The following is a 25,302-nucleotide window of genomic DNA, read 5'->3' on the forward strand; positions in this document are numbered from 1 at the left end:
GGCCTGCGTTTCGCTATCCGCGAAGGCGGCCGCACCGTGGGTTCCGGCGTCGTTTCCAAGATTATCGAGTAATTCCCGAAAGGGACTTGCACGACGTTCGGGGCGGGTGTATCCGCCCCGAATTCCTTTTCAGGTTCGACGTGGGATCGGCAATGGTGCCGTTTCGACCTCTCAACCGGTGAAGCCCGCGAAAGGCTACAATATGCAGTCGCAAAATATTCGCATTCGGCTGAAGGCATTTGATTTCCGCGTCCTGGATGCGTCCACGCAGGAAATCGTCAACACGGCAAAGCGCACTGGCGCTCAGGTCCGTGGCCCGATCCCGCTGCCCAACAAGATTGAAAAGTTCACGGTTCTCCGTGGCCCGCACATCGACAAAAAGTCCCGCGACCAGTTCGAGATCCGTACGCACAAGCGTCTGCTCGACATCGTGGACCCGACGCCCCAGACCGTGGACGCGCTGATGAAGCTCGACCTCGCCGCTGGCGTTGACGTCGAAATCAAAGTTTAAGGAGGGCACCTGGTAATGTTGCGCTCTGGTGTAATTGCGAAGAAGGTCGGCATGACCCGCCTCTTCATGGAAGACGGAAAACAGATTCCTGTAACCGTTCTTCAACTCGAAAACCTTCAGGTTGTCGCTCAGCGGACCTCCGAAAAAGACGGCTACTCTGCTGTTCAGCTCGGTGCCGGTTCCGCAAAAGCGAAACGGACCTCCAAAGCCATGCGCGGTCACTTTGCCGCGGCGAATGTTGCGCCGAAACGCAAAATCGCCGAATTCCGCGTGGATGCAGAGAACCTGATCAATGTTGGCGAAGAAATCATCGCCGACCATTACTTCGAAGGTCAGTTTGTAGACGTGTCCGGTACGTCGATCGGTAAAGGATTTGCCGGTTCGATGAAACGTCACAACTTTGGGGGCCTGCGCGCTACTCACGGTGTGTCCGTTTCCCACCGTTCGCACGGCTCCACAGGTCAGTGTCAGGATCCGGGTAAAGTCTTCAAAGGTAAGAAGATGGCCGGTCACATGGGTGCCGTTCGCGTCACCACACAGAACCTGCAGGTTGTCAAAACCGATACCGACCGTGGCCTGATCATGGTCAAAGGCGCCGTTCCCGGCTCCAAAGGTGGTTGGGTGACTGTTAAGGACGCGGTTAAAAAACCGTTCCCTGACAACGCAATTCTGCCCGCCGCTCTGCGTTCCGCTGCTGCTGAAGCTGCGAAAGTTGCCGAAGCTGCCGCTGCTGAAGCTGCCGCCGCCGAAGCCGCCGCTGCAGAAGCCGCTGCCGCAGAAGCCGCCGCTGCCGAAGAAGCGTCCCTGAACGCTACTGAGAAGAAGGAAGGCGACGAATGAAACTCGACGTGATCAAACTCGACGGCGGCAAAGCCGGGACGCTCGATCTCGACGAAGCCCTCTTCGGTCTGGAACCGCGCACCGACATCCTGCACCGTGTGGTGCGTTGGCAGCGTAACAACGCGCAGGCCGGCACCCACAAGGTGAAGACCCGTTCGGAAGTGTCCTATTCCACCAAAAAGATCTATCGCCAAAAAGGCACCGGTGGCGCACGTCACGGTTCCCGCAAGGCGCCGATCTTCCGTAAAGGTGGTATCTACAAGGGCCCGACCCCGCGTTCCCACGGCCACGAGCTGACGAAGAAATTCCGCAAGCTCGGTCTGAAACATGCGCTCTCCGCGAAAGCCGCAACTGGCAATCTCGTGGTTCTGGAAGATGCGAAACTCGCAGAAGCCAAAACCGCATTGCTGGCACGTGCTGTGAAGGAGCAGGGCTGGAAACGCGTTCTGGTTATCGACGGAACCGACGTTGATGCGAATTTCAAAGCTGCGGCTGCGAATATCGCTGGTGTCGACATCCTGCCGACCATGGGCGCCAACGTGTATGATATCCTCAAGCGTGACACTCTCGTGATCACCAAAGCGGGTATCGAAGCTCTGGAGGCTCGTTTGAAATGACCAACAAAGCAGAACTCTACGACGTGATCCGCAAGCCGATCATCACCGAGAAAGCCACTATGGCTTCTGAGCACGGTGCTGTGGTTTTTGAAGTCGCCATCGACTCCAACAAGCCGCAGATCAAAAAAGCTGTTGAAGAGCTTTTTGGTGTGAAGGTCAAAGCGGTCAACACGGTTGTCACCAAAGGTAAGACCAAGCGTTTCCGCGGTCAGCCTGGCAAACGTAAAGACGTCAAGAAAGCCTATGTCACGCTCGAAGAGGGTAATTCCATCGACGTGTCGACCGGTCTCTAAGGTCCGACCCGGACTTGAAGCTGATCCTCAATGATCAGTGGACCTGTAAAGTTTAAAGGCCCCCCGAGAAATTGGGGGGCTTTTTGTATTCAATTTGCTCGGATATTGTTTGTGAAGAAATTACATCGACCGAAGATGATCTTTAAAAAGGAAATTTGATTTGCGGATATTCACCTTAATATTTAGATTGTTCGTTTGCAGTGTGTTGGTTGCTTGTTCTAGTGGGCAGGTGGAAGGACGCTACAAAGTTGCTTATGGTGAGTTAGATTTGTTTTGGAATGATTTCCTGAAGATAAGCAAGTTGCATAAGGCTTCATTTCCACAGGAGGCGGGTGAAAGTATCTATATGTTTGGAGCAACGGCTTCAAATGTCAGGATTACCATGCCTGACGGGCAGCAGATGTCGTCTGACAAGGAGTGCAAAATGGCGTCATCTCATAGTGTAAATGGTCGCCCGGTATTTGACGGTAAATATTATACTGAATGTGATCGCCGCCTTCGTGCAGCAATGGGTGCGGTGAGGAAGCCTGCAGCGGGCGATTTGATCGCGCTGGCCAAAACAGCAGTGGAAGCAGATGGTCGCTGTCAGTGGATTGGGTATGACCGTGCGCTTGATTTACGCGTAAGGGCCACTGGACGCCTTGCTAGCTTTTCTGATGATCGGTTCTTCTTCGCAAAGTTAAAATGTGTTCAGTAGACTTGTAGCGAGCATCATCCCTAGACAGCCACACAGACTCCCACTATACCCCGCGCATCACGTGGCCCCGGATTCGTTCTGGGGCCTCGTGATGTTTGAATTCGGGGACCTTCGGGGCCCTATATCTCGGTCACCTCTCGAGGGGGCTAACACATAGGCGGGACACCTCAAAAGGGACCGCCGTAGCTAAACGGAAGACAGAAAGCATGGCACTCAAGTCGTATAAGCCGACGACGCCTGGCCAACGTGGGTTGGTTCTGATCGACCGTTCGGAGCTCTGGAAAGGACGCCCGGTCAAATCTCTCACTGAGGGTTTGTCCAAGAACGGCGGCCGGAACAACACCGGACGGATCACGATGCGCCGCAAAGGCGGCGGGGCAAAGCGTCTCTATCGTATCGTCGATTTCAAACGTAACAAGTTTGATGTCGCAGCGACTGTGGAACGGATCGAATATGACCCGAACCGCACCGCGTTTATCGCACTGATCAAATATGAAGATGGCGAGCAGGCCTACATCCTTGCGCCACAGCGTCTCGCTGTTGGTGACAAAGTGATCGCCGCTGCCAAAGCCGACGTGAAGCCGGGCAACGCGATGCCTTTCTCCGGTCTGCCCATCGGTACGATCGTCCACAACGTCGAGCTTAAGCCCGGCAAAGGTGGTCAGATCGCACGTGCCGCAGGCACCTACGCCCAGTTCGTTGGTCGTGATGGTGGCTACGCACAGATCCGCCTCTCTTCGGGCGAATTGCGCATGGTCCGTCAGGAATGCATGGCCACCGTTGGTGCCGTGTCCAACCCTGACAACTCCAACCAGAACATCGGTAAAGCCGGTCGTAACCGCCACAAGGGCATCCGCCCCTCTGTTCGTGGTGTTGTTATGAACCCGATCGATCACCCGCACGGTGGTGGTGAAGGCCGGACATCTGGTGGTCGTCACCCAGTGACGCCATGGGGTAAGCCGACGAAAGGCGCAAAAACGCGCAAGAACAAGGGTTCGGATAAACTTATCATCCGCTCCCGTCACGCTCGGAAAAAGGGTCGCTAAGATATGGCACGTTCTGTCTGGAAAGGCCCGTTTGTGGACGCATATGTCCTCAAGAAGGCCGAAAAATCCCGCGAGTCGGGCCGCAACGAGGTCATCAAGATCTGGTCGCGCCGCTCCACCATCCTGCCTCAGTTCGTTGGTCTCACCTTTGGTGTGTACAACGGCCAGAAGCACATTCCCGTCAACGTCAGCGAAGACATGATTGGTCAGAAGTTCGGTGAGTACGCACCGACACGGACCTACTACGGTCACGCAGCTGATAAAAAAGCGAAGCGGAAATAAGTCATGGGTAAGGTATCAAATTCCCGTCGCGTGGCTGACAACGAAGCAATGGCCAAAACCAAAATGCTTCGCGTTTCGCCGCAGAAACTGAACCTCGTGGCTCAGATGATCCGTGGTAAAAAAGTTGACCGTGCTCTCACGGACCTGACTTTCTCCAACAAACGGATTGCCGCAGACGTGAAGAAATGTCTTCAGTCCGCGATTGCCAACGCCGAGAACAACCACAACCTCGACGTCGATGAACTCATCGTCGCCGAAGCGTGGGTCGGCAAGAACCTCACCATGAAGCGCGGTCGTCCCCGTGCCCGTGGCCGGTTCGGCAAGATCATGAAGCCGTTTGCTGAAATCACCATCAAGGTGCGTCAAGTTGAGGAGCAAAGCTAATGGGTCATAAGGTAAACCCGATCGGTATGCGTCTCCAGGTCAACCGCACCTGGGATAGCCGCTGGTACGCCGACACCAAGGACTACGGTGATCTTCTTCTCGAAGACCTTCGTATCCGTGCGTTCATCAAAGAAGAATGCAAGCAGGCCGGCATCAGCCGTGTGATCATCGAGCGTCCGCACAAAAAGTGCCGCGTCACGATCCACACCGCACGTCCGGGCGTCATCATCGGCAAGAAAGGTGCAGACATCGAAGGTCTGCGCAAGAAAATCGCCGCGATGACCGACAGCGAGCTGCACCTCAACATCGTTGAAGTGCGCAAGCCTGAGTTGGATGCAGCCCTCGTGGCCGAGTCCATCGCTCAGCAGCTCGAGCGTCGTGTTTCTTTCCGTCGTGCGATGAAGCGCGCCGTTCAGAACGCAATGCGCATGGGCGCTCTCGGCATCAAAGTGAACGTTGCAGGCCGTCTTGGCGGCGCTGAAATCGCGCGTACCGAATGGTATCGCGAAGGTCGCGTGCCGTTGCACACTCTGCGTGCGGACATCGACTACGCTCACGCCGAAGCAATGACTGCCTATGGCATCATCGGCATCAAAACCTGGATCTTCAAAGGCGAGATTATGGAACACGACCCGCAGGCTCGTGACCGTCGCGCTGAAGAACTCCAGCAAGGTCCGGCGCCTCGCGGCGACCGCGGCCGTCGCTAAGGAGACCTGAAAAATGCTTCAGCCAAAGCGCACAAAATTCCGCAAGATGTTCAAGGGCCGGATCAAAGGCCAGGCAAAAGGCGGTTCCGATCTCACTTTCGGTAACTTCGGTCTTAAAGCTGTCGAGCCTGAGCGTGTAACTGCACGCCAGATCGAAGCTGCACGTCGTGCCATGACGCGTCACATGAAACGTCAGGGCCGTGTTTGGATCCGTATTTTCCCAGACGTACCGGTCACTTCGAAACCGACCGAAGTCCGTATGGGTAAAGGTAAGGGTTCCGTGGATTATTGGGCATGTAAGGTCAAACCCGGCCGCGTCATGTTCGAAATCGACGGCGTTCCAGAAGACATTGCACGCGAAGCACTCCGCCTCGCAGCAATGAAACTTCCGATCAAAACACGCACTGTGATGCGCGAAGACTGGTAAAGGCCGAAAACGCTTTCGCGTTTTTGACCCGCGCGGTTTCAGCAAAGTCACCGATTTTGTCCGGCCCGCACCCCGGTTGAGAAATAAGAACCCCCGCCGAGAAATCGGCGGGGGTTTTTCGTTCAGTGGCCCCGCGTTAGCACGCTTGCGATAGCGGGTGTTTGGGCTAACGTCTTCGTATGATCGCAATACATCGGAGCCGTCAGTCACATGCCGAAATTCACGCCCGAAACAGTTCGCAAAGACAGCCATGATGGCGTTGGTCACCCCTGCGGTGCCTTCGAAGCCCTGTTGTTTAGCGATAGTGGCGGTTTGACCCAGTTCGGGGCATTCGTTGAAACCCTGCCTCCCGGATCATCCTCATCCATCAAGCACTGGCATTCGAGCGAAGATGAAATGCTCTACATGCTTTCCGGTGAGGTTCTGGTGCATGAAGGGGGCCACACATTCACGCTTCAGCGCGGCGAGGCCGCCACGTTTAAGGCCGGAGCGCCATTAGGTCATTTTGTTGAGAATGTTTCAGAAACGTCGGCGAGCTATTTGATGATCGGCACGCGGTCATCGAGTGATGTGGTGACTTACCCTGAAAACGATCGTGTATTGTCGTTCGAACGTGGACCGGATGGCGAAATCAAAAATCGGCGCTACACGACGCTGTCGGGAGAGCCGGCGGATTCACCCTATTTGCACGAGCGTTGATCTGAGCCAGCAGTGAACACCTGCCGGTTAAAAGGTCGGCTCAAGTTTCGAGATAACTCTCTTGATGATACTTTCGAACTGCCACGAATCCGGCATTCTGTTCATCCAAAGGCGCTCCCCGTTGCTGCCGAACAGCATCAGTGACCAACGCGTGCCGCGCATCCGTTGGATCGCCGAGATATCGATCGACTGCGCCACACCGGCCGGCTCCACCACCATGACCCTTCTCGTCGTTATGACATAAGCGATTGGGCGAAAGGCGCGGTGGATAAAAATTGGTAGGAGTACGGGAGATAACATGGCCGTCACGAGGTGGAAAAGCGGATCGCGGATGTTTGGAAAGACTAATCCGTCGACCGAAAATACGATCTGCTCACCTGCGATCAATTCGATGGGCTTGAACTTGTAATTTAAAAGCATAACACCCCGAATTTCTCACCCGATTAATGGGCGACAGGGCAGGTCGGTCAACCCCATTTGTAGTTAAAAGACACGCTGATCCGGTCGTCTTCACTTGTGTTCATCGGAACCTCGTGGCGCAGCCAGCTTTCCCACAGCAACACATCACCTACCTCGGGCTGCACATAGATAAAGCTCTTTAACTCCCGACGGGCGCCTTTGATGCGCGGGGGCGCGGCCATCATCATTGCGTGGCGCGGATCCTCGAGTTTGAGGGCCGATGCGCCTTCGGGCATGGAAATGTATGTTGTCCCTGAAATCACCGAGTGAGGGTGAATGTGGGAACCATGTGTGCCGCCTTCGGGAAGGATGTTGATCCAGAGATCTTCGAGCACCAGTTTGCGCCCGTCGAGGTCGAATTGGAGGTCCTGTGCGAACTCCGCAACGTGTTTATCCAGCGCATCGACCATGTCTTTGAAAATCGGAAACCGCCATGGCAGGTCGGTGAGGGAGGCATAAGAGGTATAGCCCGGATAGGCGTTATCTTCGCACCATTGCTGACCGGCCTCGTCATCTTCGGCGATAGCGTAGCAGGAGGCTTCCAACTCCGCGGGATCGACCTTTGGGCCGCGCTCCGAAAGGGAGGCGCGGTAGAGGCGGGTAGCAAAGAGGGATTCAATTGTGGACATGGTTTGGCTCCGTATGTGGACCATTTCCAGTCGTGCCTACGCCAGCCTGCCGAAAAAGCCAAACAATCCTTGCGGCGATGCCACGACTCCCTTATAGAGCGGCATCTCAGAGATTCCCCCATCCGGGGGTCTTTGTCGTTTTTGCATAACCCACCGGACCAGAGGTCACCCCACAAGGGCGCCCACCGGTGCTGTTAGGAACTAAGGAGAGGCGATATGAACGCCCAAGAACTACGTGCCAAGACTCCGGACCAGCTCCGCGAAGATCTGGCAAACCTGAAAAAAGAATCCTTCAACCTGCGCTTTCAGCAGGCCACGGGTCAGCTCGAAAACACCGCTCAGATTCGCAAAGCGCGCCGTTCGGCCGCACTTGTGAAGACTATTCTGAACGAAAAAGCTGCCGCAGCGGCTGAATAAGGAGCGACCCAGATGCCTAAACGTATTCTTTCCGGGGTTGTAACCTCGAACCAGAACGAACAGACCGTGACCGTGTCCGTGGAGCGCCGCTTCAAACACCCCGTTCTGCAAAAGACGATCCGTAAGTCCAAAAAGTACCGGGCTCACGATGAGAAGAACCAGTTCAGCGTTGGTGACACCGTCCGTATTCAGGAATGTGCGCCAAAGTCGAAAACCAAGCGTTGGGAAGTTATCGCCTAATTAGGGCGGCTTACCAATTTAATCGAAACCCTGGGGGAATAGGGCGCTGCAGCCCTCCCCAAAGGTCGGGAGAAACCAAATGATCCAGATGCAGACCAATCTGGATGTAGCTGACAACTCAGGCGCTCGCCGAGTTCAGTGCATCAAGGTCCTCGGCGGTTCGCACCGTCGTTACGCGTCCGTGGGTGACATCATCGTTGTATCGGTGAAAGAAGCCATTCCGCGTGGTCGTGTGAAAAAGGGTGACGTCCGTAAGGCCGTCGTCGTTCGCACCGCCAAAGAAGTCCGTCGTGAAGATGGCACAGCGATCCGTTTTGATCGCAACGCTGCCGTCATCCTGAACAACAACAACGAGCCTGTAGGTACACGTATCTTTGGCCCGGTTGTTCGTGAGCTTCGCGCGAAAAACTTTATGAAGATCATCTCGCTCGCTCCGGAGGTGCTCTAATGGCTGCTAAGTTGAAAAAAGGCGACAAGGTCGTCGTTCTTGCAGGCAAGGACAAAGGCAAGCAGGGCGAAATCGCCACTGTGATGCCCGCTAAAGGCAAAGCAATCGTGGAAGGCGTCAACGTCGCTCTTCGTCACGCCAAGCCAACGCAGGGTGAGCAGGGTGGTCGTAAACCGGTCGCTATGCCTATCGATCTGTCCAACCTCGCAATCGTAGACAAAAATGGCAAAGCAACACGCGTTGGCTTCCGTATGGATGGCGACAAGAAAGTGCGCTTCGCCAAGACCACGGGGGACGTAATCTAATGCTCGATCAAGCAAACTACACCCCGCGTCTCAAGGCCGCGTTCAAGGACAGCATTCGTGCCGCTCTCAAAGAAGAGTTCGGCTACAAAAACGACATGCAGATCCCGCGCCTCGACAAAATCGTACTGAACATCGGCTGTGGCGCCGAAGCGGTGAAAGATACCAAAAAAGCCAAATCGGCTCAGGCAGATCTCTCCGCTATTGCCGGCCAAATGGCCGTCATCACCAAAGCAAAGAAGTCCATCGCTGGCTTCCGCGTTCGTGAGGAAATGCCGCTCGGTGCAAAAGTCACACTCCGTGGTGACCGTATGTACGAATTCCTTGATCGTCTGATCACGATCGCTATGCCACGTATCCGCGACTTCCGCGGCGTATCCGGCACTTCTTTCGATGGCCGCGGCAACTACGCCATGGGCATGAAAGAGCACATCGTGTTCCCCGAGATCAACTTCGACCAAGTCGATGAAGTCTGGGGTCTGGACATCGTAATCGCAACCACCGCGAAGACTGACGCGGAAGCGAAGAGCCTGTTGAAAGCTTTCAACATGCCCTTCAACAGCTAAGCGCGAGGAATTTGACACATGGCTAAGAAATCCATGATCGCCCGCGAGGAAAAGCGTCAGAAGCTGGTGAAGAAATTCGCCGCCAAACGCGCTGCCCTCAAAGAAATCATCTACGACCAAGACAAACCGATGGAAGAGCGTTTTCGCGCTTCCATGAAGCTGGCCGATCTGCCGCGGAACTCCTCGGCAACTCGTCTCCACAACCGTTGTCAGCTGACCGGACGTCCACACGCTTACTACCGTAAGCTGAAGGTGTCCCGGATCATGCTGCGGGAACTCGGCTCTTTCGGCCAGATCCCCGGTCTCGTGAAATCCAGCTGGTAAGGAGGGCACAGATATGAACGATCCTATCGGCGATATGCTGACCCGCATCCGCAACTCCCAGATGCGTGGCAAGTCCACCGTCTCCACGCCAGCGTCCAAGCTGCGTGCATGGGTGCTCGATGTGCTCCTCGACGAGGGCTACATCCGCGGCTACGAAAGCGGTACTGATGTTAACGGTCACCCGACCCTTGAGATCAGCCTCAAATACTACGAAGGCATCCCTGTTATTCGTGAGCTGAAGCGTGTTTCCACGCCCGGCCGTCGCGTCTACCTCGGTGTCAAGGACATCCCGACGGTCCGTCAGGGCCTCGGTGTGTCGATTGTCTCCACCCCTAAAGGTGTGATGTCGGATGCAAATGCTCGTGCCAACAATGTTGGTGGCGAAGTTCTTTGCACCGTCTTCTAAGGAGGTCCATCGATGTCTCGTATTGGTAAAAAACCGGTCGATCTGCCCAGCGGCGTTACCGCCTCTGTGTCCGGCCAGACCATTGAAGTGAAGGGCCCGAAAGGCGTCCATTCCTTCACCGCAACTGATGATGTGACCCTCACACTCGAGGACAACACCATCTCCGTAACGCCACGTGGCAAATCCAAGCGCGCACGTCAGCAGTGGGGCATGTCCCGCACTGTTGTCGCCAATCTCGTGCAGGGCGTGTCCGAAGGCTTTAAAAAAGAGCTCGAAATCAACGGCGTTGGTTACCGTGCCCAGATGCAGGGAAATACCCTGAAGCTGTCGCTCGGTTACTCGCACGAGGTCAACTTTGAGGTTCCCGAAGGCGTTACCGTCACGGCCCCCAAACAGACCGAGATCGTTGTTGAAGGTTCCGATTCGCAACTCGTCGGCCAGGTCGCGGCAAACATCCGTGAATGGCGTAAGCCCGAGCCCTACAAAGGCAAAGGCATCAAATACAAAGACGAGTACATCTTCCGCAAGGAAGGCAAGAAGAAGTAAGGACGCAGAAAATGGCAAACAGCAAACGAGACCTGTTCGTGAAGCGCCGCCTGCGCGTTCGCAACAAACTTCGCAAGAGCAACTCCGGCAAGCTCCGTCTTTCCGTTCACCGCTCGAACAAAAACATCAGCGCCCAGCTGATCGACGACGTTCTGGGGAAAACCCTCGTTGCCGCATCCTCGCTCGAGAAAGATCTCGGCGTGGAAGGCAAGAACAATGTCGAAGCCGCCGCCAAAATCGGTGCGGCTATTGCAGAACGGGCGAAGAAAGCCGGTATCGAAGAGTGTTACTTCGATCGCGGTGGTTTCCTCTTCCACGGAAAAGTGAAGGCACTTGCCGACGCTGCCCGTGAAGGTGGTTTGAAGTTCTAAGCTTCTGAGGAGGGCGTTCGCGCCCTCCCGATGATCCGGGCCCAGTGCATTCAGCACTTTCAGCACCAGGATCGAGTACAACGGCGCCGCAACAGCGCGCCACCATTTGAAGGACTGTCCATATGGCAGAACGTGATAACCGTCGGGGTCGCGACCGCGACGAAACCCCAGAATTCGCTGATCGTCTCGTAGCGATCAACCGTGTGTCCAAAACCGTTAAGGGTGGTAAGCGCTTTGGCTTCGCCGCTCTCGTGGTTGTTGGCGATCAAAAAGGCCGCGTCGGCTTCGGCAAAGGTAAAGCGAAAGAGGTCCCTGAGGCCATTCGTAAAGCCACCGAGCAGGCGAAACGCCAGATGATCCGCGTCGCTCTCAAAGAGGGCCGCACCCTGCACCACGACATGGAAGGTCGCCACGGCGCCGGTAAAGTCGTCATGCGCACCGCACCACACGGTACCGGCATCATCGCCGGTGGTCCAATGCGTGCCGTTTTTGAAATGCTTGGCATTCAGGACGTGGTCGCCAAATCGACCGGTTCGCAGAACCCCTACAACATGATCCGCGCTACGCTGGACGGTCTTCGTAAAGAAGCCTCCCCGCGTTCCGTGGCCCAGCGTCGCGGCAAAAAAGTCGCCGACATCCTCCGCAAGGACGATGCACCGGTTGCTGAAGTCGCCGAAGCTGCAGAAGCGTAAGGAACCCGAACCATGGCAAAAACCATCGTCGTAAAACAGATCGGCTCTCCGATCCGTCGCCCCGCCAAACAGCGTGAAACGCTGATCGGCCTGGGTCTCAACAAAATGCACAAAACCCGTGAACTCGAAGATACGCCTTCGGTTCGTGGTATGGTTAGCAAGATCCCCCACCTCGTGGAGATCATCGAAGAGCGCGGCTAAGCCTCATCGATCGACATCATCGCAACGCCCCGCCCTTACCGGTGGGGCGTTTTGCGTTTGTGCGGGTCTCAACAGGGCAGTCAATGCTCTGCGCGCTTGCCTTTTACGATCGTCTGCCGCGGCCCAAGAGATGCCGGCAATAGCGACTCCAACGTGCGCGTTTCCCGTCGGGTATGGTCACGGTTGCGTGATGTTTCCCCCTAACGACAAGAGGGGTCGATCTGTAACTGTCTGAGGTGACATCTACCCAGACAGTCAGGAAACCCAAATGAATAAACCACTTGCAGAATTTATCGGGACTTTCACCCTCGTTCTCTTCGGCTGCGGCTCTGCCGTGATTGCCGGGGGAGACATTGGTCTCTACGGCATCTCTTTTGCCTTCGGTCTCGCCCTCATCGGTATGGCCTATGGCATCGGCCACATCTCAGGCTGCCACATTAACCCCGCGGTTTCGTTGGGCGCTGTCGCTGCGGGTCGTATGACGATCTCTGAGGCCATTGTGTACATCGTTTCCCAGATTGCGGGCGCGATTGCCGCCGCTGCGGTTCTCCTCATGATCGCTTCGGGCAAGGCAGATTACACTGTCGCAGCCAACGGTTTGGGCCAGAACGGATGGGGCGCAGGCTATCTTGGTGAGTATTCCATGGGCGCGGCGTTTGTATTCGAACTTGTGGCAACCTTTCTCTTTGTGACTGTCATTCTCGGCTCAACCGGCGCAGGCGCACCTGTCGGCTTTGCCGGTTTGGCCATTGGCCTGACGCTTGTCGTGATCCACTTGGTTGGTATCAACGTGACTGGCGTTTCGGTGAACCCAGCCCGCTCAATCGGGCCGGCACTCTTTGCGGGAGGCGCGGCGATCGGCCAACTCTGGCTGTTCATCCTCGCGCCAATCCTCGGCGCATTGATATCGGGCTTTTTGTTCCGCACGGGCATGCTCGACATCAAAAACTAAGATCCGTGGAAGAAGGATCCAACTGCCCCCCGCTCGTCGGGGGGCTTTTTTGTTTGCGCAGTCCATTGCCAACAACCGCAGTCGGCCTATCTCCTCACCACTTGATAGGAGGATTCAACATGACGCACAGTAGACGTACTTTCCTGGCAGGTGTCGCAACCACGGGCGCGATCACCATCCTTCCCTTCGCTGCCCGCGCAGACAATCATGAATCGGACGTTTTCATGGACGGCAAGATTTCGGTTCACCCCGTCGCACATGCAAGCTTTGTGATGGAGACTCCCTCGGGTGTCATTTATGTCGACCCGGTTGGTGCCGCCGCCGATTATGCAGAGTTCCCTGCGCCGGACCTCATCCTCGTGACCCACGAGCACGGGGACCACTTTTCCCTCGACGTCCTCAACGCAATCGCAGGTGATACGCCGATGATCACCAATCCGGCGGTTTACGACAAACTTCCAGAGGCACTCCAAGGCCAGACGACGGCTATAGCCAATGGTGAGAGCATGGAGGCGATGGGGCTCACCATTGACGCTATTCCGGCCTACAATACGACCGAGGAGCGCAAGAATTTCCATCCGCTCGGTCGCGACAACGGCTACGTGCTAAGCATGGAAGGTTTCCGCACCTATATTTCGGGCGATACCGAACCCACCCCCGAAATGTTGGCTCTGGAAAATATCGACCTCGCATTTCTGTGCATGAACTTGCCGTTCACGATGGATGCAGATCAGGCAGCAAAAGCCGTCAATACGTTCAAACCCACCTACGTGTATCCCTATCACTACCGCGGGCGCGATGGGGGGACACAGGACCCTGAATACTTCGCGTCGCTTGTTGATGAAGGCACCAAAGTGGAATTCGGCGATTGGTACGCGCCGGGTGAACTGGGGTAGTAGCAAAAATCTTCTTGGGCGGGGCGTTCCGAAAAACGCGTCACGTGTTCGTTTCGCCCAATTCGTCACCCATCCTCCCCATAAGGGTGTGGGACAATCAGTTCATTTCAACCCGAAGCTGTCCTGCGCGTAGAATAATTCCCTAACCCGCGAAGAATCGTCGACGCAACACGTCATCGTTGAGACCCTAAACTAAATTATTAGGGGTACCTCCAATGCGCTTTTTGATTTTTCGACTTTTTCTAACATTTTTGCTTTTGACCCAAACGAGTCTCGCACATGCAGCGACAGTTCGTGTCGAGGTTGGAACGTACGTGAACTACGAAAGTTCGGGTATAAACGGCGAGACCTATTTTGACCTTGATGGCAATGGCTCAACGGACATCTATTTTTCAGCCGGGATCGACGGGTATCAAGATGATATCAACTACGCTCAGGATGGCGGCGTGTGGGTCATGGGGCGCGACGGGTTGATGCTGGCTAAAGGGGGGCCGTTGTCGATGGGCGCAGTGATCTCGCATGATAACATCGCCCCATATTTCTTTAGTTCTACACTGAGGCACTACGGCTACAGGAAATCCGATGATCCATTGTCGCCTTATTATGAAGGTGTGGCGGTACATTCCGGCGACTGGGGCACAGGATCGCCCGGCGTCGTGGCGGGTTTCCTGCCCTTTATGTTCGGCGATGGGCGACTGGGATGGATGGAATTGGAAACAGACACCTACGGACATACGCTGGTCATCGCCTACGGATACGCAACATCGCCCACAGAAAACATCCGCGCGGGTGCGCCGAGCATGAATTATGCAACTGTGCCGCTACCTGCATCGGGCCTTATGTTGCTGAGCGCACTGGCTGGGCTGAGGCGACTTGCGCGTCGACGCAGGCGGCACTTGAACCGTGCGGGCATTGCGTCTATACGCCCTCAGTCGGCATAGCGCCGATCAGAATCAACATTTGTAAGCCGTGTTTGCCCACTCCGTCGCTGGAGGGCAGTTCCGGCAAGGAGAAGCGACATGAAACTGCACGAACTTAGCGATAACGAAGGCGCAACCAAAAAACGCATGCGCGTCGGCCGTGGCCCAGGCTCCGGTAAAGGTAAAATGGGTGGCCGTGGTATCAAAGGTCAGAAATCCCGTTCCGGTGTAGCTATCAAAGGCTACGAAGGCGGCCAGATGCCCCTATACCAGCGTCTTCCAAAGCGTGGTTTTAACAAACCCAACCGTGCGAAATTCGCCGTTGTGAACCTCGGCCTGATCGAGAAGTTCGTAGAAGCCGGCAAACTGGATGCGAAATCCGAGATCAACGAGGACGCGCTGGTGGCTTCCGGCCTCGTGCGTCGTAAGCTCGACGGCATCCGCGTTCTCGCCAAAGGCGACGTCAAATCCAAGCTGACTTTGAACGTCACCGGCGCTTCCAAATCCGCAATTGACGCGGTTGCGAAGGCTGGCGGTTCGCTCACAGTTGCTTCAAAGGCCGAAGCGGCGGCTGAATAAGGGTTGTGGGGAGGGGCCACGCCCCTTACATCACCCCATGAGTTTTCCAAACGCCGCCGACCGGAAGACCGGTTCGGCGGCGTTGTTCGTGAAGAGAGAGACCTAAATGGCATCCGCAGCAGAACAGATGGCGGCGAACCTCAACTGGGGCACCTTCGGCAAGGCCAAGGAACTCCGCCAGCGCATCGTATTTACCCTCGGCCTTTTGATCGTTTACCGTCTTGGCACCTACATTCCGGTGCCGGGTATCGATGCAATCGCCCTCAAGCAGTTCATGGAACAGGCCAGCGCCGGTATCGGCGGCATTCTGACCATGTTCACGGGCGGCGCCTTGGGGCGTATGGGCATTTTTGCACTCGGCATTATGCCGTACATCTCTGCCTCGATTATCGTTCAGCTGCTTACAGCGCTCGTGCCGTCGCTCGAACAACTCAAAAAAGAGGGCGATGCAGGTCGCAAAAAGATCAACCAGTACACGCGCTACGGCACCGTATTTCTGGCGCTGTTTCAGGCCTACGGCCTCGCCGCGTCGCTTGAGGCCGGTGATCTCGCCCATGATCCGGGTTGGTATTTCCGTGCAGGCGTGATCATCACACTGGTTGGCGGTACGATGTTCCTGATGTGGCTCGGTGAACAGATCACCCAGCGTGGCGTCGGCAACGGAATCTCGCTCATCATCTTTGTCGGTATCGTTGCGGAAATTCCCGGCGCTCTGGCTCAGTTCTTTGCTTCTGGCCGGTCCGGTGCGATCTCTCCGCTGGTAATTATCGGCGTGATCGTGATGGTCATTGCGGTCATTGCTTTCGTCGTATTCATGGAACGTGCCCTGCGTAAGGTTCACATCCAGTATCCGCGCCGTCAGCAAGGCATGAAAGTATACGACGCCCAGTCCTCGCACCTTCCGATCAAGGTTAACCCGGCTGGCGTTATTCCTGCGATCTTCGCATCTTCTTTGCTGCTCCTTCCGACAACCATCGCGACCTTCTCCGGCCAGTCCGATCTGGGTCCGGTTATGTCGACGCTGCTCGCCTATTTCGGGCCGGGTCAGCCGCTCTATCTGCTGTTCTTCGCGGCGATGATTGTCTTCTTTGCCTACTTCTACACCGCGAATGTGGCGTTCAAGACCGAAGACGTTGCCCAGAACCTGAAGAACCAGAACGGCTTTATTCCCGGTATCCGTCCGGGCAAGAAAACCGAAGAGCATCTCGACTACATTGTGAGCCGCGTGCTGGTGCTTGGTTCGGGCTACCTTGCGGCAGTTTGTCTCCTTCCGGAGATTCTTCGTAGCCAGTTGGCCATTCCATTCTATTTTGGCGGCACTTCCGTGTTGATTGTGGTCTCCGTCACGATGGACACGATCCAGCAAATCCAGTCTCACCTGCTGGCACATCAGTATGAGGGGCTGATCGAAAAATCTCAGCTGCGCGGGAGGAAGCGCAGTAAAAGAGGGACATCAAAACGATGAACATCATTCTCCTTGGCCCGCCCGGCGCGGGCAAAGGCACACAAGCACGACGTCTCGTTGAGGAGCGGGGCATGGTGCAACTTTCAACCGGTGACATGCTACGCGAGGCTCGCACATCGGGCACCGAAATGGGCAAACGCGTTGCTGCTGTTATGGACGCGGGCGAATTGGTCACCGACGAGATCGTGATCGGTCTCATCGACGAAAAGATCCACGCAGGCTCCGAGGGTGGTTTCATCTTTGATGGCTTCCCGCGCACCTTGGCCCAGGCTGACGCGCTCGCAGAGCTGTTGACGAAGAACTACACCACCCTTGATGCGGTTGTTGAGATGCGTGTCGACGATCAGGCTCTCGTGAAGCGTATCACCGGCCGCTACACCTGTGGCGATTGTGGTGAAGTTTACCACGATGACACCAAGCCGACGAAGGTAGAGGGCACCTGCGACACCTGCGGGTCCACCAATCTCAAACGCCGTGCAGACGACAATGAGGAGAGCCTCAAAACGCGTCTGATGGAATACTATAAAAAGACGTCGCCGCTGATTGGTTACTACTACGCCAAGGGTGATTTGAAGCCGGTAAACGGCCTTCAGGAAGTCGATGCCGTGGCGCGCGAAATCGCGCAGGCACTGGGCTAATGGCGGAACTCGCCGGAGTCTCTTGACCCTCCGGCGATTCCCCCGTATGGCAACCCATCCCCATTGGGATCAGATTCGTTAACGGGTCGCTCCCGCAACGAAGATCATAGAATTCAGCTGACACCCGCAGGTCACAAACCCGCGGGTTTCCGTTGTGAAAAAAGGTTCCGGTCTTACGGAACCGCAACGAAAGGAAATGAAACGTGGCACGTATCGCTGGCGTGAACATCCCGACTGCAAAGCGGGTTCCCATCGCCCTCACCTACATCACCGGCATTGGCACAGCCTCTGCAAAAGATATCTGCGCCGCCGTTGGCATCGACGAAACCCGTCGCGTCAATGAGCTCTCGGACGCTGAAGTGCTCTCCATCCGTGAGCACATCGACGCGAACTACACCGTCGAAGGCGACCTGCGTCGTGATACCCAGATGAACATCAAGCGTCTTATGGACCTTGGCTGCTACCGCGGTCTGCGTCATCGCCGCAATCTTCCCGTACGCGGTCAGCGTACCCACACCAACGCTCGCACCCGCAAAGGCCCCGCAAAGGCCATCGCAGGCAAGAAGAAGTAAGGGGAGATCTGAAACATGGCACGTGATACTCGTCGCACGAAGAAAAAGGTTTCCAAGAACATCGCCGCTGGCGTTGCTCACGTAAACTCGACCTTCAACAACACCAAGATCCTCATCTCCGACGTTCAGGGCAATGCGATTGCGTGGTCCTCCGCTGGTACGATGGGTTTCAAAGGTTCCCGTAAATCCACACCCTATGCTGCCCAGATGGCTGCAGAGGATGCGGGCCGCAAGGCACAGGAACATGGTCTTAAAACCCTTGAAGTCGAAGTGCAGGGTCCCGGTTCCGGTCGTGAATCCGCGCTGCGCGCTCTGGCTGCAATCGGCCTCAACATCACGTCGATCCGCGACGTGAGCCCGATCGCACACAACGGCTGCCGCCCACCAAAGCGCCGCCGCGTCTGATCGCACTATAAATTTTCGGATCGCGAGCGTTATCGCCCGCGGTCCGCTTTTGCGTTTTCGAGACCCCTCGGGCGTCCCCCGCTTTACGGAACATGGGCGTAGGGACAAGAATGGAGGCACTAGCATGATCCACAAGAATTGGGCCGAGCTCATTAAACCACAACAGCTTGAAGTGAAGCCGGGCAACGAGCCCGCGCGTCAGGCAACCGTTGTGGCGGAGCCGCTCGAGCGCGGCTTCGGTCTGACGCTGGGCAACGCGCTGCGTCGCGTATTGATGTCCTCGCTGCAAGGCGCGGCTATCACGTCGGTGCAGATTGACAACGTCCTGCACGAGTTTTCCTCGGTTGCAGGCGTACGCGAAGATGTCACCGACATCATCCTCAACCTCAAAGGCGTCGCTCTGCGCATGGAAGTGGAAGGACCCAAGCGTCTCTCCATCGCCACCAAAGGCCCGATGGTTGTCACCGCTGGTGACATCTCCGAGTCCGCTGGCATTGAGGTCCTGAACAAAGACCACGTGATCTGTCACCTTGATGACGGCGCCGATCTGTTCATGGAACTGACCGTCAACACCGGTCAGGGTTACGTTTCTGCCGACAAGAACAAGCCGGAAGACGCACCCATCGGTCTCATCCCCGTCGATGCGATCTACTCGCCGGTCAAAAAAGTGTCCTATGACGTGCAGCCGACCCGTGAAGGTCAGGTTCTCGACTATGACAAACTGACGATGAAAATCGAAACAGACGGTTCGATCACACCAGAAGACGCCGTGGCCTATGCTGCGCGCATTCTGCAGGACCAGCTGGGCATTTTCGTCAACTTCGACGAACCCGAAGCGGCATCGCGTCAGGAAGAAGACGACGGTCTGGAATTCAACCCGCTTCTGCTCAAGAAAGTGGACGAGTTGGAACTGTCCGTGCGTTCGGCAAACTGTCTCAAGAACGACAACATCGTCTACATCGGGGATCTCATCCAGAAAACCGAAGCAGAGATGCTGCGCACGCCGAACTTCGGCCGCAAGTCGCTCAACGAGATCAAGGAAGTGCTTTCGGGCATGGGTCTGCACCTCGGCATGGATGTCGAAGAGTGGCCACCTGAAAACATCGAAGATCTGGCCAAGAAATTCGAAGACCAGTTCTAAGCTTTTTGCGGGGCCTTACGGGGCCCCGCGCAATGCCTGCTTTGTGCAGGGAACAATCGGGCACATGCCCCAAGGAGAGTCGGTGACACGCATCGCCGGCCAGACAAAGCAAAACACGCTAAGGAGATAGACAATGCGTCACGCTAAAGGCTACCGCCGCCTGAACCGCACACATGAGCACCGCAAGGCGCTCTTTTCGAACATGTCCGGTTCGCTCATTGAGCACGAACAAATCAAAACCACGTTGCCAAAAGCCAAAGAGCTTAAGCGGATCATGGACAAGCTGATCACGCTCGGCAAACGCGGCGATCTGCACGCACGTCGTCAGGCCGCTGCACAATTGAAGCAGGACAAAGATGTTGCGAAACTCTTTGAAGTTCTGGGCCCACGTTATGCAGAGCGTCAGGGTGGTTACACACGCGTTCTGAAAGCTGGCTTCCGCTATGGCGACATGGCACCGATGGCAATCATCGAGCTCGTCGACCGCGATCCCGCAGCAAAAGGTGCAGCTGACAAAGCACGCCTTGCCGCTGAAGAGGCATTCGAAGCCGAAGAGTGATTCCAGACCGAATCAAAGCGATTTGAGAGCCCCGCAGATGCGGGGCTTTTTGCTTTTTCGGGTTAGGGTCGACGTGAGCGACCTGCCAGGTTTGTGCAAGTTGCAATGAAAGGTTAACAGAACTGACCCGATCGTTCATACATTTGCATGTTTGCGCGCCGATTCCGCAACGGTCATGCCAAAATGACCTATTCACTCCCAAACTGACTTCCCATTACGGTCCCAAGGGTTTAGTCAGGTATTGAGTGGTCGCCTTTAGGTTGTTGCCGCCCCCCCCATTCGGAGTCGATTTGTATCAGTATGACTAGCACAACGGAATTACTTCGCCTCTTTGCACAACTTCGTGCCGCGTCTCCAGCGGGTTACTATGCGGGTCTCCATATTCGTTTTGCATCACCTCTGGTGAGTGACACGACCTATGACCCAAAGTGGCTCTCTCACTACGCGGCAGAAGCATATGCATTGCGCGATCCGTTGATTGCATGGGGGTTGAGCTGCGAAGGGCAAACAAGGTGGAGCGAAATAGAACTCCCCGATCCATTCAATATTTGGAGGCAGGCCGCCGAATTCGGTCTGAATTTTGGCATGGCGGTCGCGTGCGGTCCCGTCCAATCGCGGTCAATCGTGGGATGCGCGCGCGCAGACCGCGAGTTTACGGATCAGGAGATGTCGAGCATCGCCAAAGTCGTGCGCACGTTGCATGAAGTGGCTGAGCCGCAACTCGAACTGACTCCCGCCCAAATTCAGGCCCTCCGGTGCATCGCGGGCGGTGATCGTCACGCAGCAGCCGCGGCCAAGCTCGGGATTTCGGAGAGCGCGTTGAAAGCGCGACTTGTCTCCGCGCGCGAGCGATTAATGGCGCGGACGACCTCAGAGGCCATCCAAAAAGCCAAGGAGATCAAGCTGTTGTGATGGTATTCCGCCGGCGGTGCGTTGAAAAACTCAACCACATCCGGAGAATACCGATGCAAACCACCACGCTTTCTTTTGCCAACCTGCACAACCATGGCGATCTTTTTGCGAATATGCTTCGTGCTAGACACGAAACGTTCATCCAACATGCAAAATGGGATCTGCCACAGGCCGACGGCATGGAATACGATCAATACGATACACCCGCATCCCGTTGGATCGCGGTTCACGAGTTTGGCGAAGTCCTGGCCGGTATCCGTTTGACCCCTACAAACACGAAATGCGGCATTTACTCCTACATGATCCGCGACGCCCAACGTGGCCTTCTCGAATCTATCCCGGACACTCTTCTTTATGAAGAAGCGCCCGTGGCCGAGCACGTTTGGGAATCCAGCCGGATTTTTGTATCCCCACGTGTCCCCGCAAAGGACCGTTTCCGTGTTCAGTTGAACCTGATCGACCAGATGACCACATCCGCGCGTGAATTCGGCGCGACATCCGTGATCTGTCTCATTCCGGAAAACGGCAACCGGTGGGGTCGTCGCGTCGGTCTCGACATTGATGTCGTCGGTCCGGTGATGGACATCGCTGGTGCGCGCAATGCTTGCATGCGCATCAATCTGAGCAACAAGCTCCACTAAGGACTGTGCGCATCTAACGGGGCCGAGAAGCGCCATTTCGGCCCCGACATCTTCGCTTCACGTCTGCGCGGGCACGCCGTATCATGCCCAAATGACGGACCTCTTCTCCTCAAATGAAATCGTGAACCTGCCGGACGCCAAAACGCGCCCGCTCGCGGATCGTCTGAGGCCACAATCGCTGGGCGAGGTTATCGGGCAGGAACAGGTTTTGGGACCGGAGTCGCCGCTCGGGGTCATGTTGGCCTCCGGTGGTCTGTCCTCTCTGGTTTTCTGGGGTCCGCCGGGTGTCGGGAAAACGACCATTGCGCGTCTCCTCGCGCACGAAACCGATCTCGCCTTCGTCCAACTCTCTGCGATTTTCTCTGGCGTTCCGGAGCTTAGAAAAGTCTTTGAGGCGGCAAAACTGCGCGCGGCAAACGGGCAGGGGACCCTTCTATTCGTTGACGAAATCCACCGATTTAACAAAGCGCAGCAGGATGCCTTTCTCCCCCATATGGAGGATGGCACCATTCTCCTTGTCGGGGCCACGACGGAAAATCCGTCTTTTGAACTCAACGCCGCGCTTTTGTCGCGCGCGCAGGTCATGGTGCTCACACGCCTGTCGGTCGAAGACCTCGCGCGGCTTGGTGCGCGCGCTGAACGTGAAATGGGGCGTGAATTGCCCCTCAATGATGCGGCCAAAACATCGTTGTGGGAAATGGCGGACGGTGATGGGCGCATGCTGCTTAATCTGATCGAGCAGATTATGGCGTGGAAACTCTCCGCACCTCTCGACCCGGACCAACTCGCCAAGCGTCTTATGCGCCGTGCCGCCAAGTACGACAAATCGGGGGACGAGCATTACAATCTCATATCTGCGCTGCATAAATCCGTGCGCGGCTCTGATCCGGATGCGGCGCTCTACTGGTTCGCGCGGATGCTTGAGGGGGGCGAAGATCCCCGTTATCTCGCGCGACGCCTCCTGCGTATGTCGGTTGAAGACATCGCGCTGGCCGATCCGCAGGCGCAGACTGTGTGCCAACACGCGTGGGAAACCTACGAACGTCTCGGATCGCCCGAAGGTGAACTCGCGCTCGCACAGGCGGTGATCTACCTCGCGCTGGCGCCAAAATCGAACGCCGGCTACGTCGCCTATAAAGCGGCGCGCGAGGCCGCTCGCAAAACCGGCTCCGAGCCGCCCCCCAAACACATCCTGAACGCACCGACCAAGTTGATGGCCGAACAGGGATATGGCGAAGGGTACGCCTACGACCATGAGGCAGAGGACGCATTTTCGGGGCAGGATTACTTCCCCGAAACTCTCCAACGCACCCAGTTCTACAAGCCCGTAGAGCGCGGCTTTGAGCGAGACCTCGCCAAACGGGTCGCCTATTTCGAGAAACTGCGTGAAAAGCGGGGCGGTTGACATCGCTCGCGGCGCACAGCAGAGACAGGTTATGACACCCTTGATTCAGGTTGCACTCGGCGGCGCATTCGGCGCGACGGCGCGGTATCTTACCGGCCACTTCATGTCCCGTCTTATGGGCAAGGGGTTTCCTTGGGGCACGCTCACGGTGAACTTTGTCGGGTCGTTTCTGATGGGGGTGCTGGTCGTGCTGCTCGCCCACAAATTCGGCAACCGCTACGCACCTCTTTTGATGACCGGCGTCTTGGGTGGGTTCACGACCTATTCCGCCTTCTCACTCGACACGATTACCATTTTCGAACGTGGCCAAACCGGCCTCGCCGCCATTTACGTCGTCGCAACGCTAGTCCTGGCGCTCGGCGGCATCGCAGCGGGCCTTTGGGTCGCGCGGGAGTTATTCACATGAGCGCTGTCCAGAAAATCACCATTTCCGATGATCAGCCCGAGCAGCGTCTCGATCGTTGGTTCCGCAAAACCTTCCCGCAAGTCACCCAAGGGGCCATCGAAAAGATGTGCCGCAAAGGTGACATCCGCGTCGATGGCGCGCGGGTGAAATCGAACACACGTGTGGCCCCGGGCATGGAAGTGCGCATTCCCCCGCTCCCCGATTCTGCCGCGCCCCTGCATGTCAAAACCCGCATATCGGACGCGGATGCCCGCATGATGCGCGACGCTGTGCTCTATCAGGATGACCAGATTATCGTTCTGAACAAACCCCCGGGCCTCCCCACGCAGGGCGGATCGAAACAGACACGTCATGTGGACGGGCTCTCGGTCGCACTACAGGGTGACAAACCGGACAAGCCCCGCCTCGTGCACCGTCTCGACAAAGACACTTCGGGTGTCTTGATCCTTGCGCGGACTGCGGCGGCGGCGACCAAGCTCACCGAAAGCTTCCGCCATAAATCGACGCGCAAAATCTATTGGGCCCTCGTCGCCGGCGTGCCGACCCCTTATTTGGGCGAAATCCGCTACGGCCTCGTCAAGGCAGGTGGGCGCGGGAGCGGCGGAGAAGGCGAGAAAATGATCGCCGTGCATCCGCGCGATATTGATTCGACCGATGGCGCGAAACGTGCGCACACCCTCTACGCCACGCTTTACCGCGTTGCATCGCGGGCTGCTTGGGTGGCCATGGAGCCCATCACAGGGCGTACCCATCAGCTGCGCGCACATATGGCGGAAATCGGTCACCCGATCGTTGGAGACGGGAAATACGGCGGTTCGGGCCAGGAAAACCAAGGCGATGGCTGGGGCGCGCAATTGGGCGGCGTCATTTCGAAAAAGCTGCATCTCCATGCGCGCAGCCTCACGATTGAACATCCGGTGACCAAGAAGTCGATGGAGTTTGTCGCCCCGCTTCCGAGCCATATGGCCGATACATGGGAGACGCTCGGGTGGACCGAGAGCCTTGTAAAGCATGACCCCTTCGAGGAACTGCGCGCATGAAGCTCGTGATTTTTGACGTCGACGGTACGCTCGTCGATAGTCAGGCTCATATCATGGCGTCCATGGAAGCGGGATTTGCAGCCGCCAATTTGCCCGTTCCTGCGCGGCAGGAGGTCTTGGCCATTGTCGGACTTTCGTTGCCACTTGCGATGCGTGAACTGGCGCGGGATGTGGATGACGAAACGATTGCGATTATGGTTGCTGCCTACAAAGACGCATTTCAGGCGCATAGGCTGAAAGTCGGGGCGCAGGCGTCGCCACTCTACCCCGGTGCAGAGGCCGCCATCCGCCGCCTTGGCGCGCGTGATGATGTGCTCCTTGCAATCGCGACCGGAAAAAGCCGCCGTGGTCTAAAGGCTCTTATGGAGGGGTGGGATTTCGCGCCTCTATTTACCTCGGTCCAATGTGCGGATGACCATCCGTCCAAACCGCATCCATCCATGGTGATGGCGTGCCTCGCAGAGGCCGGTGTCGAAGCGAAAGATGCGGTCGTGGTGGGGGACACCACATACGACATGGAAATGGCGCGGGCGGCCATGGTCGCTCCTCTTGGCGTAAACTGGGGCTATCATGGTGTGGACGCGCTCCACGCGACCGGTGCCCGCATGGTAATCGATACATTCGACGCGCTCGACGGGGCGCTCGCGCAAATCTGGCAGGGATGATC

The 25,302-nt window shown here is 56.5% G+C and carries 41 protein-coding genes and 1 pseudogene; 40 read left to right on the forward strand and 2 right to left on the reverse strand.

The window, feature by feature from the left end; translation table 11 throughout:
• The 12 genes from ABD815_RS07525 to ABD815_RS07580 all read left to right on the forward strand — a co-directional run.
• The coding region (locus tag ABD815_RS07525; RefSeq protein WP_303506052.1) for an EF-Tu C-terminal domain-related protein at positions 1-72 on the forward strand (72 nt) is incomplete at its 5' end.
• Positions 73-202: 130 nt separating this feature from the next.
• Positions 203-511, forward strand: coding sequence for a 30S ribosomal protein S10 (gene rpsJ, locus ABD815_RS07530; protein WP_066607445.1), 309 nt, complete (start codon positions 203-205; stop codon positions 509-511).
• Between the two features lie 15 nt (positions 512-526).
• A complete protein-coding gene (gene rplC, locus ABD815_RS07535; protein ID WP_344845845.1) occupies positions 527-1,351 on the forward strand; it encodes a 50S ribosomal protein L3 in 825 nt (274 codons plus the stop codon).
• Positions 1,348-1,968, forward strand: coding sequence for a 50S ribosomal protein L4 (gene rplD, locus ABD815_RS07540; RefSeq protein ID WP_344845847.1), 621 nt, complete (start codon positions 1,348-1,350; stop codon positions 1,966-1,968). Before rplC ends, rplD begins: the two co-directional genes overlap by 4 nt.
• Entirely contained in the window at positions 1,965-2,261 is a 297-nt protein-coding gene (locus ABD815_RS07545; protein ID WP_344845849.1) for a 50S ribosomal protein L23, read from the forward strand. The genes rplD and ABD815_RS07545 overlap by 4 nt, the downstream gene beginning before the upstream one ends.
• A 160-nt stretch (positions 2,262-2,421) precedes the next feature.
• On the forward strand, positions 2,422-2,958 hold the full coding sequence (locus tag ABD815_RS07550) for a hypothetical protein (RefSeq protein WP_344845851.1): 537 nt from the start codon (positions 2,422-2,424) through the stop codon (positions 2,956-2,958).
• A gap of 206 nt (positions 2,959-3,164) precedes the next feature.
• On the forward strand, positions 3,165-4,004 hold the full coding sequence (gene rplB, locus ABD815_RS07555; protein ID WP_344845854.1) for a 50S ribosomal protein L2: 840 nt from the start codon (positions 3,165-3,167) through the stop codon (positions 4,002-4,004).
• Between the two features lie 3 nt (positions 4,005-4,007).
• Positions 4,008-4,286, forward strand: coding sequence for a 30S ribosomal protein S19 (gene rpsS, locus ABD815_RS07560; protein WP_344845856.1), 279 nt, complete (start codon positions 4,008-4,010; stop codon positions 4,284-4,286).
• Between the two features lie 3 nt (positions 4,287-4,289).
• Positions 4,290-4,670 (forward strand): 50S ribosomal protein L22, encoded by a 381-nt coding sequence (gene rplV, locus ABD815_RS07565; RefSeq protein ID WP_344845858.1) that lies wholly within the window; start codon positions 4,290-4,292, stop codon positions 4,668-4,670.
• Positions 4,670-5,377: a 30S ribosomal protein S3 gene (gene rpsC, locus ABD815_RS07570; protein WP_344845861.1), complete on the forward strand. Its 708-nt coding sequence runs from the start codon at positions 4,670-4,672 to the stop codon at positions 5,375-5,377. Before rplV ends, rpsC begins: the two co-directional genes overlap by 1 nt.
• A gap of 13 nt (positions 5,378-5,390) precedes the next feature.
• On the forward strand, positions 5,391-5,804 hold the full coding sequence (gene rplP / locus ABD815_RS07575; protein ID WP_344845863.1) for a 50S ribosomal protein L16: 414 nt from the start codon (positions 5,391-5,393) through the stop codon (positions 5,802-5,804).
• Positions 5,805-6,014: 210 nt separating this feature from the next.
• Positions 6,015-6,503: a cupin domain-containing protein gene (locus tag ABD815_RS07580; protein ID WP_344845865.1), complete on the forward strand. Its 489-nt coding sequence runs from the start codon at positions 6,015-6,017 to the stop codon at positions 6,501-6,503.
• A gap of 27 nt (positions 6,504-6,530) precedes the next feature.
• On the opposite strand, the gene ABD815_RS07585 is transcribed toward ABD815_RS07580, so the two are convergent.
• The gene (locus tag ABD815_RS07585) at positions 6,531-6,923 is read right to left on the reverse strand and encodes a hypothetical protein (RefSeq protein ID WP_344845868.1); all 393 of its coding nucleotides are present in this window, start codon (positions 6,921-6,923) and stop codon (positions 6,531-6,533) included.
• Positions 6,924-6,970: 47 nt separating this feature from the next.
• Positions 6,971-7,591, reverse strand: a complete 621-nt coding sequence (locus tag ABD815_RS07590; protein WP_344845870.1) for a 2OG-Fe(II) oxygenase family protein — start codon at positions 7,589-7,591, stop codon at positions 6,971-6,973.
• Between the two features lie 216 nt (positions 7,592-7,807).
• Between ABD815_RS07590 and rpmC the strand changes: the two genes are divergently transcribed.
• The 28 genes and pseudogenes from rpmC (at position 7,808) to ABD815_RS07730 (ending at position 25,300) form a co-directional block, all read left to right on the forward strand.
• Positions 7,808-8,008, forward strand: coding sequence for a 50S ribosomal protein L29 (gene rpmC / locus ABD815_RS07595; protein WP_344845873.1), 201 nt, complete (start codon positions 7,808-7,810; stop codon positions 8,006-8,008).
• A gap of 12 nt (positions 8,009-8,020) precedes the next feature.
• Complete coding sequence (rpsQ, locus tag ABD815_RS07600) at positions 8,021-8,248, forward strand: 30S ribosomal protein S17 (RefSeq protein ID WP_344845876.1); 228 nt, start codon at positions 8,021-8,023, stop codon at positions 8,246-8,248.
• A 79-nt stretch (positions 8,249-8,327) separates the two neighbouring features.
• The gene (gene rplN / locus ABD815_RS07605) at positions 8,328-8,696 is read left to right on the forward strand and encodes a 50S ribosomal protein L14 (protein ID WP_009574016.1); all 369 of its coding nucleotides are present in this window, start codon (positions 8,328-8,330) and stop codon (positions 8,694-8,696) included.
• Entirely contained in the window at positions 8,696-9,001 is a 306-nt protein-coding gene (rplX, locus tag ABD815_RS07610; protein WP_344845902.1) for a 50S ribosomal protein L24, read from the forward strand. Before rplN ends, rplX begins: the two co-directional genes overlap by 1 nt.
• Positions 9,001-9,564, forward strand: coding sequence for a 50S ribosomal protein L5 (gene rplE, locus ABD815_RS07615; RefSeq protein WP_344845905.1), 564 nt, complete (start codon positions 9,001-9,003; stop codon positions 9,562-9,564). The genes rplX and rplE overlap by 1 nt, the downstream gene beginning before the upstream one ends.
• Positions 9,565-9,582: 18 nt before the next feature.
• Positions 9,583-9,888, forward strand: a complete 306-nt coding sequence (rpsN, locus tag ABD815_RS07620; RefSeq protein WP_344845908.1) for a 30S ribosomal protein S14 — start codon at positions 9,583-9,585, stop codon at positions 9,886-9,888.
• A gap of 13 nt (positions 9,889-9,901) precedes the next feature.
• A complete protein-coding gene (gene rpsH, locus ABD815_RS07625) occupies positions 9,902-10,294 on the forward strand; it encodes a 30S ribosomal protein S8 (protein ID WP_344845910.1) in 393 nt (130 codons plus the stop codon).
• 12 nt (positions 10,295-10,306) lie between these two features.
• Positions 10,307-10,840 (forward strand): 50S ribosomal protein L6, encoded by a 534-nt coding sequence (gene rplF, locus ABD815_RS07630; RefSeq protein WP_344845912.1) that lies wholly within the window; start codon positions 10,307-10,309, stop codon positions 10,838-10,840.
• Positions 10,841-10,851: 11 nt separating this feature from the next.
• Positions 10,852-11,211: a 50S ribosomal protein L18 gene (gene rplR / locus ABD815_RS07635; RefSeq protein ID WP_344845914.1), complete on the forward strand. Its 360-nt coding sequence runs from the start codon at positions 10,852-10,854 to the stop codon at positions 11,209-11,211.
• Between the two features lie 122 nt (positions 11,212-11,333).
• Positions 11,334-11,903: a 30S ribosomal protein S5 gene (gene rpsE / locus ABD815_RS07640; protein WP_344845916.1), complete on the forward strand. Its 570-nt coding sequence runs from the start codon at positions 11,334-11,336 to the stop codon at positions 11,901-11,903.
• Positions 11,904-11,915: 12 nt separating this feature from the next.
• Entirely contained in the window at positions 11,916-12,104 is a 189-nt protein-coding gene (gene rpmD, locus ABD815_RS07645; RefSeq protein WP_344845917.1) for a 50S ribosomal protein L30, read from the forward strand.
• Positions 12,105-12,372: 268 nt separating this feature from the next.
• Positions 12,373-13,056 carry an aquaporin Z gene (gene aqpZ / locus ABD815_RS07650; RefSeq protein ID WP_344845920.1) on the forward strand — a complete coding sequence of 228 codons (684 nt, stop codon included), beginning with the start codon at positions 12,373-12,375 and terminating at the stop codon, positions 13,054-13,056.
• A 119-nt stretch (positions 13,057-13,175) separates the two neighbouring features.
• Positions 13,176-13,952, forward strand: coding sequence for an MBL fold metallo-hydrolase (locus ABD815_RS07655; RefSeq protein WP_344845922.1), 777 nt, complete (start codon positions 13,176-13,178; stop codon positions 13,950-13,952).
• A gap of 215 nt (positions 13,953-14,167) precedes the next feature.
• The gene (locus ABD815_RS07660; protein WP_344845926.1) at positions 14,168-14,893 is read left to right on the forward strand and encodes a hypothetical protein; all 726 of its coding nucleotides are present in this window, start codon (positions 14,168-14,170) and stop codon (positions 14,891-14,893) included.
• A 78-nt stretch (positions 14,894-14,971) separates the two neighbouring features.
• The gene (rplO, locus tag ABD815_RS07665; RefSeq protein WP_344845928.1) at positions 14,972-15,451 is read left to right on the forward strand and encodes a 50S ribosomal protein L15; all 480 of its coding nucleotides are present in this window, start codon (positions 14,972-14,974) and stop codon (positions 15,449-15,451) included.
• Positions 15,452-15,557: 106 nt separating this feature from the next.
• Positions 15,558-16,916 (forward strand): preprotein translocase subunit SecY, encoded by a 1,359-nt coding sequence (gene secY, locus ABD815_RS07670; protein ID WP_344845930.1) that lies wholly within the window; start codon positions 15,558-15,560, stop codon positions 16,914-16,916.
• Positions 16,913-17,554: an adenylate kinase gene (locus ABD815_RS07675; protein WP_344845932.1), complete on the forward strand. Its 642-nt coding sequence runs from the start codon at positions 16,913-16,915 to the stop codon at positions 17,552-17,554. Before secY ends, ABD815_RS07675 begins: the two co-directional genes overlap by 4 nt.
• A 203-nt stretch (positions 17,555-17,757) precedes the next feature.
• Positions 17,758-18,126, forward strand: a complete 369-nt coding sequence (gene rpsM / locus ABD815_RS07680) for a 30S ribosomal protein S13 (RefSeq protein WP_344845934.1) — start codon at positions 17,758-17,760, stop codon at positions 18,124-18,126.
• 15 nt (positions 18,127-18,141) lie between these two features.
• Complete coding sequence (rpsK, locus tag ABD815_RS07685) at positions 18,142-18,531, forward strand: 30S ribosomal protein S11 (RefSeq protein ID WP_344845936.1); 390 nt, start codon at positions 18,142-18,144, stop codon at positions 18,529-18,531.
• Between the two features lie 124 nt (positions 18,532-18,655).
• Entirely contained in the window at positions 18,656-19,672 is a 1,017-nt protein-coding gene (locus ABD815_RS07690; RefSeq protein ID WP_344845938.1) for a DNA-directed RNA polymerase subunit alpha, read from the forward strand.
• Positions 19,673-19,805: 133 nt separating this feature from the next.
• A complete protein-coding gene (gene rplQ / locus ABD815_RS07695; protein WP_344845940.1) occupies positions 19,806-20,231 on the forward strand; it encodes a 50S ribosomal protein L17 in 426 nt (141 codons plus the stop codon).
• Positions 20,232-20,531: 300 nt separating this feature from the next.
• A pseudogene (locus ABD815_RS07700) lies at positions 20,532-20,891 on the forward strand (autoinducer binding domain-containing protein); the annotation flags it as partial.
• A 6-nt stretch (positions 20,892-20,897) separates the two neighbouring features.
• Entirely contained in the window at positions 20,898-21,143 is a 246-nt protein-coding gene (locus ABD815_RS07705; protein ID WP_344848675.1) for a helix-turn-helix domain-containing protein, read from the forward strand.
• A gap of 53 nt (positions 21,144-21,196) precedes the next feature.
• On the forward strand, positions 21,197-21,784 hold the full coding sequence (locus tag ABD815_RS07710) for an acyl-homoserine-lactone synthase (RefSeq protein WP_344845943.1): 588 nt from the start codon (positions 21,197-21,199) through the stop codon (positions 21,782-21,784).
• Positions 21,785-21,875: 91 nt separating this feature from the next.
• A complete protein-coding gene (locus ABD815_RS07715) occupies positions 21,876-23,189 on the forward strand; it encodes a replication-associated recombination protein A (RefSeq protein WP_344845945.1) in 1,314 nt (437 codons plus the stop codon).
• A gap of 31 nt (positions 23,190-23,220) precedes the next feature.
• Entirely contained in the window at positions 23,221-23,595 is a 375-nt protein-coding gene (crcB, locus tag ABD815_RS07720) for a fluoride efflux transporter CrcB (RefSeq protein ID WP_344845948.1), read from the forward strand.
• A complete protein-coding gene (locus ABD815_RS07725) occupies positions 23,592-24,635 on the forward strand; it encodes an RluA family pseudouridine synthase (protein ID WP_344845951.1) in 1,044 nt (347 codons plus the stop codon). The genes crcB and ABD815_RS07725 overlap by 4 nt, the downstream gene beginning before the upstream one ends.
• Positions 24,632-25,300, forward strand: a complete 669-nt coding sequence (locus ABD815_RS07730; RefSeq protein WP_344845954.1) for an HAD-IA family hydrolase — start codon at positions 24,632-24,634, stop codon at positions 25,298-25,300. Before ABD815_RS07725 ends, ABD815_RS07730 begins: the two co-directional genes overlap by 4 nt.
• Positions 25,301-25,302 lie beyond the last annotated feature (2 nt).

Origin of the sequence: Celeribacter arenosi (assembly GCF_039539485.1) — a bacterium.
Taxonomy (GTDB): Bacteria; Pseudomonadota; Alphaproteobacteria; order Rhodobacterales; family Rhodobacteraceae; genus Celeribacter; species Celeribacter arenosi.